The sequence below is a fragment of the Streptomyces sp. NBC_00078 genome (genome assembly GCF_026343335.1).
Classification (GTDB): Bacteria; Actinomycetota; Actinomycetes; order Streptomycetales; family Streptomycetaceae; genus Streptomyces.
The window spans coordinates 6517890-6532007 of sequence record NZ_JAPELX010000001.1; the positions used below are offsets into that span (position 1 = coordinate 6517890).

The following is a 14118-nucleotide window of genomic DNA, read 5'->3' on the forward strand; positions in this document are numbered from 1 at the left end:
CCCAACGCCCGCCATACACAGGGGTGAACGGGTGGCGACTTATTGACTTCGCCACGCGCCCGGATGTCCGAATCGCGGACACCTCGTGTCATCCCATGGGACGGGGAGTAGGGTGCAGCGCATGTCGGCAAGCTCTCGCACCCTCAATCTCGCAGTGATTCCCGGTGACGGCATCGGCCAGGAGGTCGTGGCCGAAGGTCTCAAGGTCCTCTCCGCCGTCCTCCCGCAGGATGTGAAGCTGGAGACCAAGGAGTACGACTTCGGCGCCCAGCGCTACCACGCCACCGGTGAGACCCTCACCGAGGCCGACCTCGACGCCCTGAAGAAGCACGACGCCATTCTGCTCGGCGCGATCGGCGACCCGTCGGTTCCGTCCGGTGTCCTGGAGCGCGGCTTCCTGCTCAAGCTCCGCTTCGCCTTCGACCACCACGTCAACCTGCGTCCGTCGAAGCTGCTCCCCGGCGTGGCCACCCCGCTCGCCGGTGAGCCGAGCATCGACTTCGTCGTGGTCCGTGAGGGCACCGAGGGCCCGTACACGGGCAACGGCGGCACCATCCGCAAGGGCACCGAGCACGAGGTCGCCACCGAGGTCTCCGTGAACACGGCCTTCGGTGTGGAGCGCGTGGTCCGTGACGCCTTCGCCCGTGCCCAGGCCCGCCCGCGCAAGAAGCTCGCCCTGATCCACAAGAACAACGTGCTGACCTTCGCGGGTCACCTGTGGACCAACATCTTCAACAAGGTGGCCGCGGAGTTCCCCGAGGTCACCACCGAGTACATGCACGTGGACGCGGCGACCATCTACCTGGTCACGCAGCCCGAGCGGTTCGACGTGATCGTCACCGACAACCTCTTCGGCGACATCATCACCGACCTCGCCGCGGCCGTCTCCGGCGGCATCGGCGTCGCGGCGAGCGGGAACATCAACCCGTCCGGCGAGTTCCCGTCGATGTTCGAGCCCGTGCACGGCTCGGCCCCCGACATCGCGGGCCAGGGCAAGGCCGACCCCTCCGCCACGGTCCTGTCCGTCGCCCTGCTCCTGCGCCACCTCGGCTACGAGACCGAGGCCGCCCGCATCGACGAGGCGGTCTCCGCCGACCTCGCGGAGCGCACGGGCAAGCCGGCCCGCAGCACCGCCGAGATCGGCGACGCGCTGGCCGTACGAGTAGCCGGCTGACCTGCCGCGCCACTCGAACCTCTCGAAGCCGCCGGGTCACTCCGCACCCGGCGGCTTTCGCTATGTCCCCGCTGGGTGCCACCATCATCCCCTGGGCCGTATTCACGCCATTTCGTCCACGGACTCCCGCTTGCGATAATCGAACGCGGAGCCGCCGAATGAGGGAATGCTCGGACGCCCTAGCACTGGCCACTGACAGTAGCGAGGCGTGAGCGCGGCCCGTCACTACACAACCGGTGAAGGACAACCACTCATGACGACGCCCACGATCGAGCTCAAGCCCTCGGCCTCGCCACTCTCCGACGCGGAGCGCGAGGCGATCCTGGCGAACCCCGGGTTCGGCCGCCACTTCACCGACCACATGGTGACGATCAAGTGGACCGAGGGCCGCGGCTGGCACGACGGCCAGCTCGTCCCGTACGCCCCGCTCTCCCTCGACCCCGCCACGATGGTCCTGCACTACGCGCAGGAGATCTTCGAGGGCCTCAAGGCCTACCGTCAGCCCGACGGCACCGTCGCCACCTTCCGCCCCGAGAAGAACGCCGAGCGCTTCCAGCGTTCCGCGCACCGCCTGGGCATGCCCGAGCTGCCGGTCGAGACGTTCATCGAGGCCTGCGACGTCCTGGTCCAGCAGGACAGGGCCTGGGTCCCGGCGCACGGTGGCGAGGAGTCCCTCTACCTCCGCCCCTTCATGATCGCGACCGAGGTCGGCCTGGGTGTGAAGCCCGCCAACGAGTACCTCTTCCTCGTCATCGCGTCCCCCGCCGGCGCCTACTTCCCCGGCGGCGTCAAGCCGGTCTCCATCTGGCTCTCCGAGGACCGCGTCCGCGCCGTCCCCGGCGGCATGGGCGACGCCAAGACCGGCGGCAACTACGCCGCCTCCCTCCTCGCCCAGGCCGAGGCCGCCGCCAAGGGCTGCGACCAGGTCTGCTACCTCGACGCGGTCGAGCACAAGTGGGTCGAGGAGCTGGGCGGCATGAACCTGTACTTCGTGTACGGCGCCGCGTCCAATGAGAAGCCGGTGATCATCACGCCGGGCCTGACCGGCTCCATCCTCGAAGGCGTCACCCGCGACAGCCTCCTCACCGTGGCCCGCGACCTCGGCTACGCCTCCCAGGAGGGCCGCGTCTCCATCGAGCAGTGGCAGCGCGACGCCGAGAACGGCACCCTCACCGAGGTCTTCGCCTGCGGCACGGCGGCGGTCATCACCCCCGTCGGCACGGTGAAGCGCGCGAACACCGAGTGGCAGCAGTCGGGCGGCGAGCCGGGCGAGGTCACGCTGAGGCTCCGCGACGCACTCCTGGACATCCAGCGGGGCACGGCCGAGGACAAGCACGGCTGGATGCACCAGCTGGGCTGACTCCAACCTCCGTCCTGCGGCCGGTAGTTCGTTCGACGCGTAGCGCCTCCCCCGCGCGGGTATCCACTGAATCCGCGGGGGGAGCGTGCTCTCCGGTGCGCGGATTCGGCCGGGGACGGAGCGCGGGTGAGCGGGCGGACGCCACCTCGCCCTGATGGCCCACTTCACGCACCCGCAAAAGCTGCGCCCGCCGGTCGTGCGGGACGCGATGCGCCGGATGCGCGGCACCGGCGCCGTGATCCGCTGCCAGGGCCCGCTGGTGGCCGGCATCAACGACAGCGCCGACGCCTGGGCAGAGCTCTGGGACGAGACGACGACGCGGCGTGTCCCTGATGGCAGCGAGACGTACGAGCCGACCCGCTTCACCGTGGCCTCCGACGAGTTGCACGCCCTCACCTCGCGGGTGCCCGCCGCCGTCCTCGCCTCCTCCGCGCGGGTCCGGCGGAGCGTGACTCCGCAGGAGCGGCCGGTCCAGTGGCTCGGCCGGCCGCTCTTCGGCGCGCTCTGCCCGGCAGCGGCCGGGCATTGCCGGCCGCTGCCGGGACGCGTCACCGTGCCGTACAGGAGGAGTCCCGACCGCGCGTGCTCCGGTGTGGCAGTCCGGCAGCATTTGAGTGACGCTCAATGTGATCCCCGTCAGACGTGCTCGCCAGTGCGTGCATTCCGTCGCTGCTTCTGTTTCTCGGAACTCTCACTTAGAGTGGCGCTCTAAAGTCGGCAAGGCAGGGAGGTGTCGTGGCGTGAGACTGACCCCCACGGAACGTGATCGGCTGCTGCTGTTCGGAGCCGCCGAGCTGGCCCGCGCCCGCCGGGCCCGCGGTCTGAGGCTGAACGTGCCGGAGGCCACCGCGCTGATCGCCGACACCGTCTGCGAGGCCGCCCGGGACGGCGCCCGGCTTTCCGAGGCGATCGAGCGCGCCCGGTCCGTCCTGGGCCCGGACGACGTGCTGCCTGGCGTCGCGGATGTCGTCACCGAGGTCCATGTGGAGGCCGTCTTCGATGACGGTTCCCGCCTCGCGGTGGTGAGCGGTCCCCTCACGGGCGGGCTCGGGGAGCGGGCGCCGGGCGCGCTGCTTCCTGGCCCCGCGCACACCGAACCCGAGGCGGTCCTGCGGCTCACGGTCACCAACACCGCCACCGTGCCCGTCTCCGTCACCTCCCACTTCCATTTCTTCGAGGCCAACCCGCGCCTGGACTTCGTACGGGCCACGGCCTACGGGATGCGGCTCGCCGTGCCCGCCGGGTCGTCGGTCCGCTTCGGGCCGGGGGAGAGCGTCGAGGTCGGGCTCCTGCCGATCGGGGGCGAGCGCGTCGCGATCGGATTCGCGGGGCTCGTCGACGGGGCGCTGGACGCGCCGGGGGCAAGGGAAGAGGCCCTGCGCAGGGCTGCCGCCTGCGGATATCTGGGAGCAGACCGATGAGCACCGACCGCCCTGGGGACATCGATCCTTACGCGTACGCCGCCACCCATGGTCCCCGCGCCGGCGACCGCGTCCGTCTCGGCGACTCCGGGCTGACGATCCAAGTCGAGTCCGACTCCCAGCGCTACGGCGACGAGTTCCTCGCCGGGTTCGGGAAGACCGCCCGCGACGGGCTGCACCTGAAGGCCGCGGCCGTGCGGGAGACCTGTGATGTCGTCATCAGCAATGTCGTCGTGATCGACGCCTTGCAGGGGATCCGGAAGGTGTCGATCGGGATCCGGGAGGGGCGGATCTGCTCGATCGGGCGCGCCGGGAACCCGGACACGCTCGACGGGGTCGACGTCGTGGTCGGCACCGGCACGTCCATCGTGTCCGGCGAGGGGCTCATCGCCACCGCCGGTGCGGTCGACACACACGTCCATCTGCTCTCGCCGCGGATCATGGAGGCCTCGCTGGCGTCCGGCGTGACCACGATCGTCGGGCAGGAGTTCGGGCCGGTGTGGGGCGTCGGCGTCAACTCGCCCTGGGCGCTGCGGCACGCGTTCAGCGCGTTCGACGCCTGGCCCGTCAACATCGGCTTCCTGGGCCGGGGCTCGTCCTCCGACAGCGCTCCTCTGGTGGAGGCCCTCGCCGAGGGCGGTGCCTCCGGTTTCAAGGTGCACGAGGACATGGGCGCCCATACCCGGGCGTTGGACACGGCTCTTCGGGTCGCCGAGGAGCATGACGTCCAGGTCGCCCTGCACAGCGACGGGTTGAACGAGTGTCTGTCGGTCGAGGACACACTGCGGGTGCTGGAGGGCCGCACCATCCATGCCTTCCACATCGAGGGCTGCGGTGGCGGTCACGTGCCGAACGTCCTGAAAATGGCGGGAGTCGCGAACGTCATCGGCTCCTCCACCAACCCCACTCTGCCCTTCGGCCGGGACGCAGTCGCCGAGCACTACGGCATGATCGTCTCCGTCCACGACCTGAAGACCGACCTGCCCGGCGACGCGGCCATGGCCCGGGACCGTATCCGCGCCGGGACCATGGGCGCCGAGGACGTGCTGCACGACCTGGGCGCGATCGGCATCACCTCGTCCGACGCGCAGGGCATGGGGCGGGCCGGTGAGACGGTCCGCCGTACCTTCGCCATGGCCGGGAAGATGAAGGCCGAGTTCGGCGCCCCGGACGACCACGACAACGAGCGCGTTCTGCGCTACATGGCGAAGCTGACCATCAACCCGGCCATCGCACACGGACTCTCGCACGAGGTGGGTTCGATCGAGGCCGGCAAGCTGGCCGACATCGTGCTGTGGCGGCCGGAGTACTTCGGGGCCAAGCCGCAGCTGGTGCTGAAGTCCGGATTCCCCGCGTACGGCGTGGTCGGCGACCCGAACGCGGCCACCGACACCTGCGAACCCCTCGTCCTGGGACCGCAGTTCGGCGCGCACGGCGCCACGCCGGCCGAGATTTCGGTGGCCTTCGTCGCGCAGGCGGCCCTCGACCAGGGCAACGACCTGATGCCCACCCGGCGTCGCAGGGTCGCCGTCCGCGGCACCCGCGGCATCGGCCCCGCCGACCTGCGCCTCAACTCCCGTACCGGAGCGGTCGACGTGGACCGGCGCACCGGTCTCGTGACGCTGGACGGAGAGCCGATCCGCTCGAAGCCGGCCGAGTCCGTCTCCCTCAACCGTCTGTACTTCCTCTGAGGACCACTGATGTCTGCTGCCGCCGACGGCTTCCGTATGCCCGCCGAATGGGCCCCGCACGAGCGCACCTGGATGGCGTGGCCGGGCCACAATCCCACCTTCGAGCACCCGGACGATCTCGCTGCCTCCCGGGCCGCCTGGGCCGCGGTCGCCCGCGCGGTCCTGCGCTTCGAGCCGGTGACCGTGGTGTGCGGTCCGGGGCAGTCGGCCGAGGCGCGGGCGCTGCTGGGTGAGGGCGTCGGCACCGTCGAACGCGACCTCGACGACGCCTGGATGCGCGACATCGGACCGACCTTCCTGACCGACGGAAAGGGTGAACTCGCCGCCGTGGACTGGACGTTCAACGGCTGGGGTGCCCAGGGCTGGGCCCACTGGGAGCACGACGCGAAGATCGCCGCGTACGTCTCGGACCTCGCCGGGGCGAGGACGTACGCCTCGAAACTGGTGAACGAGGGCGGCGCGATCCATGTCGACGGCGAGGGGACGGTGCTGCTGACCGAGACGGTCCAGCTCGGACCCGAGCGCAACCCGGGCTGGACGAAGGAAGAGGTGGAGGCGGAGATCCACGCCCAGCTCGGCACCCGCAAGGCGATCTGGCTGCCGCGCGGCCTCACCGGCGACTACCCTCCCCCACTGGCTGAAGGGCGTGGGGGGACCCCCCACGGCTTCGGCACCCTCGGCCACGTGGACATCGTCGCCGCCTTCGCCCGCCCGGGGGTCGTGGTGGCCCACTCCCAGCCGGACCCGGCGCACCCCGACCACGAGGTGACGAAGGAGGTCATCGGTCTGCTCAGGGCGCAGACGGACGCGCGGGGCCGCAGCCTGGAGGTCGTCGAGGTCCCGGCGCCCACCGTCCTGGAGGCCGACGGCCACTGGGCCGACTACTCCTACATCAACCACTACCTGTGCAACGGCGGCGTCGTGCTCTGCGGATTCGACGACCCTCGCGACGAGATCGCGGCCGGGCTCTTCCGCCGGCTGTTCCCCGAGCGGACGGTGACGCTCGTGGACGCCCGGACGATCTTCGCGGGCGGCGGCGGCATCCACTGCATCACCCAGCAGCAGCCGAGGGCGACGGTCAGGTAGAACGTACGGGTGAATCTGCTGATGTGCGCCGCCTGCGGAGCACGGCTGACCGAGCCGTTGCGCCTCCTGCCCGAGGTACCGCCCCGCCCGGAGTACGACGGGCGAAAGAACCCCGACGGGTCCCGACGGGCCCCGTCGGCCGTGCCGCGCGGGGCGTACGCGGTGGACCCGGAGCCGTGCGGGGCGCCGTATGTGCCGCATCCCGATCCCGAGTGGTGCGACGTCGCCCACCCGGGCAACGCCTGTATGGGGGACCCCGACGGGCAGGGCTACCTGATGTCCGCCGGGCCGCGCGACACCCTGGTGGTCCACCCCGAGGACACCCGCGGCCGGCTGTCCGCCAACCCCGCCCTGCAGGAGATCGGGTGCTGCGGTGCGCCCGGGCGCGAGGGGCCCAACGAGGTGTGCGCGGGGTGCGGCGCGGTGGTGGCGACGCTGTTCGCCGACTGCACGGGCCCGTACGAGACGCACTTCCTGCCCGACGCGGTGCGGGTGGCCGCGGCATGAGCCCGACGCCCTCCCGCCGCCGCACCCCGGCCCCACCCCGCGAGGACGTCCTCGCCGCCGCCATGGAGATGATCGCCGAGCGCGGTCTGGAGAAGCTGACCATGGCGGCGCTCGGCCGCGAGGTCGGTATGAGCAGCGGCCACCTGCTCTACTACTTCCACTCCAAGGACGAGCTGCTGCTGCAGGTCCTGGAGTGGAGCGAGGGCCGGCTGGGCGCCCAGCGCGGGCTGCTCCTGGGCCGCACGGGCACGGCCCGCGAGCGACTCGACGCGTACATCGACCTGTACCTCCCCGACGGCCACCGCGACCCGCACTGGACCCTCTGGCTGGAGGTCTGGAACCGCTCGCAGAACGCCGCCTTCGACGCGGGCGCCCGCGACCGGCAGGCCGCGATCGAGGGCGTCTGGCACCGCGACCTGGTGGCGCTGATCGCCGAGGGGGTCTCGCGGGGGGAGTTCCGCCGCGTCGACCCCGACCGGAGCGCGACCCGTCTGCGGGCCCTGCTGGACGGCTTCTCCCTGCACGTGGCTGTCGGACTGCGGGGGTGGGACCGGGCGCAAGTTCTCGGCCATGTACGGGAGTTCGTGGAGGAGAGACTCCTCGCGGACGCCTAATGGGAGCTACGGAGCCGGGGAATGCTCGGGTCCGTAGCCGCCAGCAGGTGAGCACTACCGACGCCGGAAGCATTCGACTTCTGAGGTCAGACCGTGCCCCTGCTGGTCGGCCGGGAGGCCAGACCGTTGATGGGGTGGCGTGCCCGCCGGGCAGTGGGGCGTGAGCACTGGATCCATTAGGCCGCGTGCCGTGCCTTCCGCAGGCTGCATGGAGCAAAGCACCTGACCAGGAGGACGAGTTGCTGCTGATCGGCGATGACTGGGCCGAAGACCACCACGACGTCGAGGTCCAGGACGAGGCAGGCCGAAAACTCGCCGCGGCGAGGCTGCCCGAGGGCGTGGAGGGAATCGCGAAGCTGCACGAGCTCCTGGCCAAGCACGGCGGCGAGGGCCTGGATGCCGCCGACGTGGTGGTGGGGATCGAGACCGACCGCGGCTCCTGGGTGCAGGCCCTGATCGCCTCCGGCTACCAGGTCTATGCCATCAACCCGCGGCAGGTCGCCCGGTTCAAGGAACGCTATGCCTCCTCCGGCGCCAAGAGCGACAGGGGCGACGCGCACGCGCTGGCGGACATGGTCCGCATCGACCGGGCCCAGCTGCGGCCGGTGGCCGGGGACAGCGAGCAGGCGCAGGCCGTCAAGGTCGTCGCCCGCGCTCACCAGACCCTGATCTGGGAACGCACCCGCACCTTCCAGCGGCTGCGCAGCACGCTGCGCGAGTACTTTCCCGCCGCGCTGAACGCCTACGCGGACCTCACCCTGACCAGCACGGACGCCCTGGAACTGCTGATCAAGGCCCCTACCCCGGCGGCCGGGGCGAAGTTGACCCGTGCCCAGATCACCGCCGTTCTGGCCCGTGCCCGCCGGCGCAACCGGGACGCGAAAGCGGCCACGATCCAGGCCGCGCTGCGCGAACGGCAGCTGGGCCTGCCCGAGCCGGTCACGACCGCCTACGCGGCCACCGTCACCGCTCACGCGAAGCTGCTGATCGCCCTGAACGAGCAGATAGCCGACCTGGAAGGGCAGGTGAGGGCCCATTTTCTCAAGCACCCAGACGCTGAGATCTACCTCTCGATGCCCGGCATCGCGGAGATCACCGGCGCCCGGGTGCTCGCCGAGTTCGGGGACGACCCCACCCGCTACGCGTCCGCCAAAGCCCGCAAGAACTACGCCGGCACCAGCCCCATCACCCGGGCCTCCGGCAAGAGCCATACCGTCCAGGCCCGCTACGTCCGCAACAACCGGCTCGCCGATGCGTTGCAGACCCAGGCGTTCTCCGCCCTGCGCGCCTCGCCCGGCGCCCGCCACTACTACGACAAACAACGCGCCCGCGAGGCCGGTTACAACCCGGCCCTGCGGCAGCTCGGCAACCGCCTCGTCGGCATCCTCCACGGATGCCTCAAGACCCGAACCCTCTACGACGAAGCGACCGCCTGGTCGCACCACGCCCACACCCCTGCCGCTTGACACCAAACGACATGGGGTGTCTGACCTCCCGCCCGCGTTGTGCGCAACAAGGCCGATTGACCCTGTGGTCGGGGGTGCGTTTGTCTCGAAGGGAGCCCCGGCGCGGGGCCGGGGGAAGTGCGTCATCGGGGACCTCGGGACCTCGGGACCTCGGGATCTCGGGATCTCGGGGCCTCGGGGCCTCGGGGCCTCGGGGGGGAGAACATGTCCAGAGCCGTCTTACGCCTGCCGGGCGCGGTCTTGCCGGTCGCGTGTACCGGCACGACCGCGTGGAGGACACGCTGATGCCCCGCGCCTCAAGTGCCGCGCTGGCACGGAAGTTGTCGTCGCCCTCGCCCGGACGTCCACGACCGCGGCGCGGGCCGGCCCCGGGCAGCCGGACACCGGGCGCGTGAGCACGGCCGCGGGTGCCGCGCGCGTGAGCACGGCCGCCGACGGCACCCTGGCACCGACGACGCCGTCCACGTCACCTCGTCCGGCGGTGACCAGCTGCTCGGCCTCGGCGCCGACGCCGCCCGGCTGGTCCCCGGCGACACCAACGGCGTGAGCGACGGCTTCGTACGCCACCTGCGATGAACAGCACCGTGCTCGCATCCTGAGACGGACGGTGAGCACGGAGGCGGTCTGTGCCAGACTTCCTCCGTGCTCTCGTTCGCCATGATTATCGGCAGCAGGCGCGCCGGTCCGCAGTGACCGCCACGTACGACCAGGTACGGGCGGACACCGTCGTCCTCGACCCGCGCGCAGACCTCTCGCACCCGCGAGGGGTTTTTCGCTTTTCTGGCCCACCTTCAGCCGGGAGTAAAGCGCGAGGGACCATTGGGGGACGGTGGAGCCGGTCATTCCGGTACAGCCGCATCCACTGGGATCCAACACAGGAGCCTTGACACCATGACCGAAACCAGCGAGCTCGACGATTCGTTCCACGTCTTCGACACCACCCTGCGCGACGGCGCGCAGCGCGAGGGCATCAACCTCACCGTCGCGGACAAGCTGGCCATCGCACGGCACCTGGACGACTTCGGCGTGGGCTTCATCGAAGGCGGCTGGCCCGGCGCCAACCCGCGGGACACCGAGTTCTTCGCCCGCGCCCGGCAGGAGATCGACTTCAGGCACGCCCAGCTCGTCGCCTTCGGCGCGACCCGCCGCGCGAACGCCAAGGCGAGCGAGGACCCGCAGGTCAAGGCGCTCCTGGACTCGGGCGCCGAGGTCATCACGCTGGTCGCCAAGTCCCATGACCGGCATGTCGAACTCGCGCTGCGCACCACCTTGGACGAGAACCTGGAGATGGTCCGCGACACCGTCTCCCACCTGCGCGAGCAGGGCCGGCGCGTCTTCGTCGACTGCGAGCACTTCTTCGACGGCTACCGCGCCAACCCGGAGTACGCGAAGGCCGTCGTACGGGCCGCCACGGAGGCGGGCGCCTCCGTCGTGATCCTCTGCGACACCAACGGAGGCATGCTCCCCGCGCAGATCCAGGCGGTCGTCGCGACGGTCCTCGCCGACACCGGCGCCCGACTCGGCATCCACGCCCAGGACGACACGGGCTGCGCGGTCGCCAACACGCTGGCCGCGGTGGACGCGGGCGCGACCCACGTCCAGTGCACGGCGAACGGCTACGGCGAGCGCGTCGGCAACGCCAACCTCTTCCCGGTCGTCGCGGCACTGGAGCTCAAGTACGGCAAGAAGGTCCTCCCCGAGGGCGCGCTGCGCGAGATGACCCGTATCTCGCACGCCATCGCCGAGGTCGTGAACCTCACGCCCTCCACCCACCAGCCGTACGTCGGCGTCTCCGCCTTCGCGCACAAGGCCGGCCTGCACGCCTCCGCGATCAAGGTCGACCCGGACCTGTACCAGCACATCGACCCCGAACGGGTCGGCAACGCCATGCGGATGCTGGTCTCCGACATGGCGGGCCGCGCCTCCATCGAGCTGAAGGGCAAGGAGCTCGGCGTCGACCTGGGAGGCGACCGTGAGCTGGTCGGCCGGGTCGTCGAGCGGGTCAAGGAGCGCGAGCTCAAGGGCTACACGTACGAGGCGGCGGACGCGAGCTTCGAGCTGCTGCTGCGCGGCGAGGTCGAGGGCAAGCCCCTGAAGTACTTCGAGGTCGAGTCCTGGCGCGCCATCGTCGAGGACCGCCCCGACGGCATCCACGCCAACGAGGCCACGGTCAAGCTCTTCGCCAAGGGCGAGCGCATCGTCGCCACGGCCGAGGGCAACGGCCCGGTCAACGCCCTGGACCGGACGCTGAGGGTCGCCCTGGAGAAGATCTACCCCCAGCTGGCCCAGCTCGACCTCGTCGACTACAAGGTCCGCATCCTGGAGGGCGTCCACGGCACCCAGTCCACGACCCGCGTCCTGATCTCCACGTCCGACGGTGCGGGGGAGTGGTCGACGGTGGGAGTCGCGGAGAACGTCATCGCCGCCTCCTGGCAGGCGCTGGAGGACGCGTACACGTACGGTCTGCTGCGGGCCGGGGTGCAGCCCGCCGAGTAGGCCGAGGCGGTCGTATGTCCCACCGAACGGGCCGTGCACATCGGCCCGTTCGGCATTCCCGGACCCTTGCCGACCGAGTCCTACCTGCGCCGGAGCCACTGCCCGAACGTCCGACGCGGGGGTCGCACCACCACGCGGCCGTGGGCCTTCAGACCGACCAGCTCCACGCGCAAAGCGACCGGCGTATCAGGATCAGTCGGAGCCTGACGGTACTTGATCCGGCTGTGCACCAGCTGCAGACCATCGGTGTCGACCACGATCCCCGGCCGCGTGACCAGCGTCAGGGTCTTCCCCGTCATGGCCACGTCGATCCGCAAGGTGTCGTGCGTGATCACGGCGTCGGTGAAGTCGAGCGTCACCTCGCAGTACGTCACCGCGAGCTCCAGCCTCCGCGGTACCACCCAGCGCCCCGCGCGCTCGACCGCGCCGCTGTGGACCTGTTCGATCCGAACCACGTCCTTGACCTCTGCCGCGGTCAAGGCACCCGTGGCCGATACGGGCGGCAGGTCGCCGGTGAGCGCGGCCAGTTCGCTCAGAGTCCGCGCCGACAGGGCTATGCCGCTCGCCGCGAGGGCGGCGACCCGGTCTGCCGCCTGCTCGGCCTGGCGAAAGCTTCCCTCCTGGTCAGGGAGTTCGAGTCCAGACGTGCGCATCGCGCCGGGCGAGCCCGAGGAAGGCGGCCCAAGTGCCGGGTGCGACGGTGAGGTTGGGGCCGGTGTTCTTGGAGTCGCGGATGTGGATGGCAGAGGGTTGGGTGGCGACCTCGATGCAGTCGCCGCCCTCGTTGCTGCTGTAGCTGGACTTGCGCCAGTCGTGGGCGACCTCGATGCAGTCGCCGCCCTCGCTGCCGCTGTAGCTGGACTTGAACCACTGGAGTGCGGTGCTCATCGGTCTCCTAGCAATCCGTGCAGGAAGCGCACGCTCTCATCCGGTGAGAGGGCCTGTGACCGCAGCATTCCATACTTGTAGTGATAGTCGCTGACCTCGTCGGGGTCCTCGATGAGGAAGCTGGCACGCTGGACCTCCAGGTAGGTCAGGAGCTCGTGTTCGGGTGTCTCCAGCAACACCATCGGCCCGTCGAGACCGGCGTGCGGTGCCCGGTCCATCGGCATGATCTGAAGGCTCATGTGTACGGGTTCGGTGTACTCCAGAATGTGGCGGTACTGCTGCCGCATCACCTCCGAGCCGCCGACCTGCCGTCGCAGGATGCTCTCCTCCATGATGAAGTGGCACACGGGAGGCCGCTTCCGTTCGAAGACCAACTGCCGCTCCATACGGGCGCTTACCCACTGCTCGGCCGTTTCGCTGCCGATGGCCGGGTACCGATAGCCGAAGACGGCTCGGCAGTAGTCCCGGGTCTGAAGCAGCCCCGGAACCGCCAGGCTCTGGTACGACAGGATCCCCACCGCCTCCTGCTCATGGTCCACCAGCGACTGCGCGAACTGCACCACTTTCTCCCGCACCGGCATCTGTTCCACCAGCACCGCCAACACCCCACCCGTACCCATCAGTTCGTCGAACTGCTCCGCCCTGTCCGGCTGCAGTGCCAGCCTCCCCTGCTCGATCGACCCCACCGTGTCCACGCTCATGCTGGCCTGTTCGGCGAGCTGTTCCTGGGTGAGTCGGGCCCGCTTCCGGCAGTGCGCCACCAGCGCCCCGACCGCACGCCACGAACTGACCTTCCTGGGCTTCTTGGCCGTGTGCATGGCTGTCCCTTTCCCCCGCGACGGCACGAACTCCTCGTAGCGAGGTCGTAGTTATCAGGACTACGACCTCACCCACTGCCCCACAGTAGTGACTCCCTGTGACAGTCGCCCCATGAACGCCCATCCCCAACTCCTCCACGCCCGCACCGCCCTCTACCCCCGAGACCGCAGGTCGGTGGCCGTAGCCCGGGATCTCACGCGCGTCACCTTCGCCGACTGGGGTCTGACCCGGCGGAGCGACGACGTACTGCTCTGCGTGAGCGAACTCGCCACCAACGCCCTCCTGCACGGCGTCCCGCCGGGCCGCTGCTTCCGGCTGGATCTGAGTCTCGACACCGCCGAAGTCCTTCGTGTCGAGGTTCAGGACAGCGGCCCCGGCGAGATCCGTACTCCGGACGTCATGCCGGAGTCGGAGCGCGGCCGGGGGCTCCTGCTGGTCGCCGCGCTGTCCGACGACTGGGGAGTGCGGCACCGGGAGCCGGGCAAAGTGGTCTGGTGTGAGTTCCGGGGCTGTCGGCCGTCTTGACGGTTCCCTGCGCCACTCGTTAACTCACGAGGTGAACTAAGTCATTTGAGACGCAAGAGAGTTGAGGGAAG

The 14118-nt window shown here is 70.2% G+C and carries 15 protein-coding genes; 12 read left to right on the top strand and 3 right to left on the bottom strand.

Annotated elements, in window-relative coordinates:
* Positions 1–121 precede the first annotated feature (121 nt).
* The 11 genes from OOK07_RS30740 (at position 122) to cimA (ending at position 11815) form a co-directional block, all read left to right on the top strand.
* A complete protein-coding gene (locus OOK07_RS30740) occupies positions 122–1174 on the top strand; it encodes a 3-isopropylmalate dehydrogenase (protein ID WP_266685018.1) in 1053 nt (350 codons plus the stop codon).
* A 253-nt stretch (positions 1175–1427) separates the two neighbouring features.
* Complete coding sequence (locus OOK07_RS30745) at positions 1428–2534, top strand: branched-chain amino acid aminotransferase (protein ID WP_266799690.1); 1107 nt, start codon at positions 1428–1430, stop codon at positions 2532–2534.
* A 154-nt stretch (positions 2535–2688) separates the two neighbouring features.
* Positions 2689–3246: a hypothetical protein gene (locus tag OOK07_RS30750; RefSeq protein WP_266799692.1), complete on the top strand. Its 558-nt coding sequence runs from the start codon at positions 2689–2691 to the stop codon at positions 3244–3246.
* Positions 3247–3274: 28 nt separating this feature from the next.
* A complete protein-coding gene (gene ureA, locus OOK07_RS30755; RefSeq protein WP_266799693.1) occupies positions 3275–3955 on the top strand; it encodes an urease subunit gamma in 681 nt (226 codons plus the stop codon).
* Positions 3952–5646 carry an urease subunit alpha gene (locus OOK07_RS30760; protein WP_266799695.1) on the top strand — a complete coding sequence of 565 codons (1695 nt, stop codon included), beginning with the start codon at positions 3952–3954 and terminating at the stop codon, positions 5644–5646. Before ureA ends, OOK07_RS30760 begins: the two co-directional genes overlap by 4 nt.
* Before the next feature lie 9 nt (positions 5647–5655).
* A complete protein-coding gene (locus OOK07_RS30765; protein ID WP_266799696.1) occupies positions 5656–6732 on the top strand; it encodes an agmatine deiminase family protein in 1077 nt (358 codons plus the stop codon).
* Between the two features lie 9 nt (positions 6733–6741).
* Positions 6742–7239 (top strand): hypothetical protein, encoded by a 498-nt coding sequence (locus OOK07_RS30770; RefSeq protein ID WP_266799698.1) that lies wholly within the window; start codon positions 6742–6744, stop codon positions 7237–7239.
* On the top strand, positions 7236–7853 hold the full coding sequence (locus OOK07_RS30775) for a TetR/AcrR family transcriptional regulator (protein WP_266799700.1): 618 nt from the start codon (positions 7236–7238) through the stop codon (positions 7851–7853). The genes OOK07_RS30770 and OOK07_RS30775 overlap by 4 nt, the downstream gene beginning before the upstream one ends.
* Before the next feature lie 239 nt (positions 7854–8092).
* On the top strand, positions 8093–9319 hold the full coding sequence (locus OOK07_RS30780; protein WP_266802086.1) for an IS110 family RNA-guided transposase: 1227 nt from the start codon (positions 8093–8095) through the stop codon (positions 9317–9319).
* A 300-nt stretch (positions 9320–9619) separates the two neighbouring features.
* Positions 9620–9895 carry a hypothetical protein gene (locus tag OOK07_RS30785; RefSeq protein WP_266799702.1) on the top strand — a complete coding sequence of 92 codons (276 nt, stop codon included), beginning with the start codon at positions 9620–9622 and terminating at the stop codon, positions 9893–9895.
* A gap of 315 nt (positions 9896–10210) precedes the next feature.
* Positions 10211–11815 (top strand): citramalate synthase, encoded by a 1605-nt coding sequence (gene cimA / locus OOK07_RS30790; protein WP_266799704.1) that lies wholly within the window; start codon positions 10211–10213, stop codon positions 11813–11815.
* Between the two features lie 80 nt (positions 11816–11895).
* On the opposite strand, the gene OOK07_RS30795 is transcribed toward cimA, so the two are convergent.
* From OOK07_RS30795 to OOK07_RS30805, 3 genes are read right to left on the bottom strand one after another with little or no spacing between them, the layout of a single operon-like run.
* On the bottom strand, positions 11896–12468 hold the full coding sequence (locus OOK07_RS30795; protein WP_266799706.1) for a hypothetical protein: 573 nt from the start codon (positions 12466–12468) through the stop codon (positions 11896–11898).
* Complete coding sequence (locus OOK07_RS30800) at positions 12440–12703, bottom strand: DUF397 domain-containing protein (protein WP_266685029.1); 264 nt, start codon at positions 12701–12703, stop codon at positions 12440–12442. Before OOK07_RS30800 ends, OOK07_RS30795 begins: the two co-directional genes overlap by 29 nt.
* Positions 12700–13521 (bottom strand): helix-turn-helix domain-containing protein, encoded by an 822-nt coding sequence (locus tag OOK07_RS30805; RefSeq protein WP_266685030.1) that lies wholly within the window; start codon positions 13519–13521, stop codon positions 12700–12702. Before OOK07_RS30805 ends, OOK07_RS30800 begins: the two co-directional genes overlap by 4 nt.
* A gap of 112 nt (positions 13522–13633) precedes the next feature.
* Between OOK07_RS30805 and OOK07_RS30810 the strand changes: the two genes are divergently transcribed.
* Positions 13634–14047, top strand: a complete 414-nt coding sequence (locus tag OOK07_RS30810) for an ATP-binding protein (RefSeq protein WP_266799708.1) — start codon at positions 13634–13636, stop codon at positions 14045–14047.
* The last annotated feature ends 71 nt before the right edge of the window (positions 14048–14118 follow it).

Bases quoted from the DNA above. Each gene is read 5' to 3' on its own strand.
- OOK07_RS30810 (WP_266799708.1), top strand. From the start codon at position 13,634: ATGAACGCCCATCCCCAACTCCTCCACGCCCGCACCGCCCTCTACCCC.
- OOK07_RS30800 (WP_266685029.1), bottom strand. From the start codon at position 12,703: ATGAGCACCGCACTCCAGTGGTTCAAGTCCAGCTACAGCGGCAGCGAG.
- OOK07_RS30775 (WP_266799700.1), top strand. From the start codon at position 7,236: ATGAGCCCGACGCCCTCCCGCCGCCGCACCCCGGCCCCACCCCGCGAG.
- OOK07_RS30745 (WP_266799690.1), top strand. From the start codon at position 1,428: ATGACGACGCCCACGATCGAGCTCAAGCCCTCGGCCTCGCCACTCTCC.
- OOK07_RS30740 (WP_266685018.1), top strand. From the start codon at position 122: ATGTCGGCAAGCTCTCGCACCCTCAATCTCGCAGTGATTCCCGGTGAC.
- OOK07_RS30765 (WP_266799696.1), top strand. From the start codon at position 5,656: ATGTCTGCTGCCGCCGACGGCTTCCGTATGCCCGCCGAATGGGCCCCG.
- OOK07_RS30795 (WP_266799706.1), bottom strand. From the start codon at position 12,468: ATGCGCACGTCTGGACTCGAACTCCCTGACCAGGAGGGAAGCTTTCGC.
- OOK07_RS30760 (WP_266799695.1), top strand. From the start codon at position 3,952: ATGAGCACCGACCGCCCTGGGGACATCGATCCTTACGCGTACGCCGCC.
- OOK07_RS30750 (WP_266799692.1), top strand. From the start codon at position 2,689: ATGGCCCACTTCACGCACCCGCAAAAGCTGCGCCCGCCGGTCGTGCGG.
- OOK07_RS30805 (WP_266685030.1), bottom strand. From the start codon at position 13,521: ATGCACACGGCCAAGAAGCCCAGGAAGGTCAGTTCGTGGCGTGCGGTC.
- cimA (WP_266799704.1), top strand. From the start codon at position 10,211: ATGACCGAAACCAGCGAGCTCGACGATTCGTTCCACGTCTTCGACACC.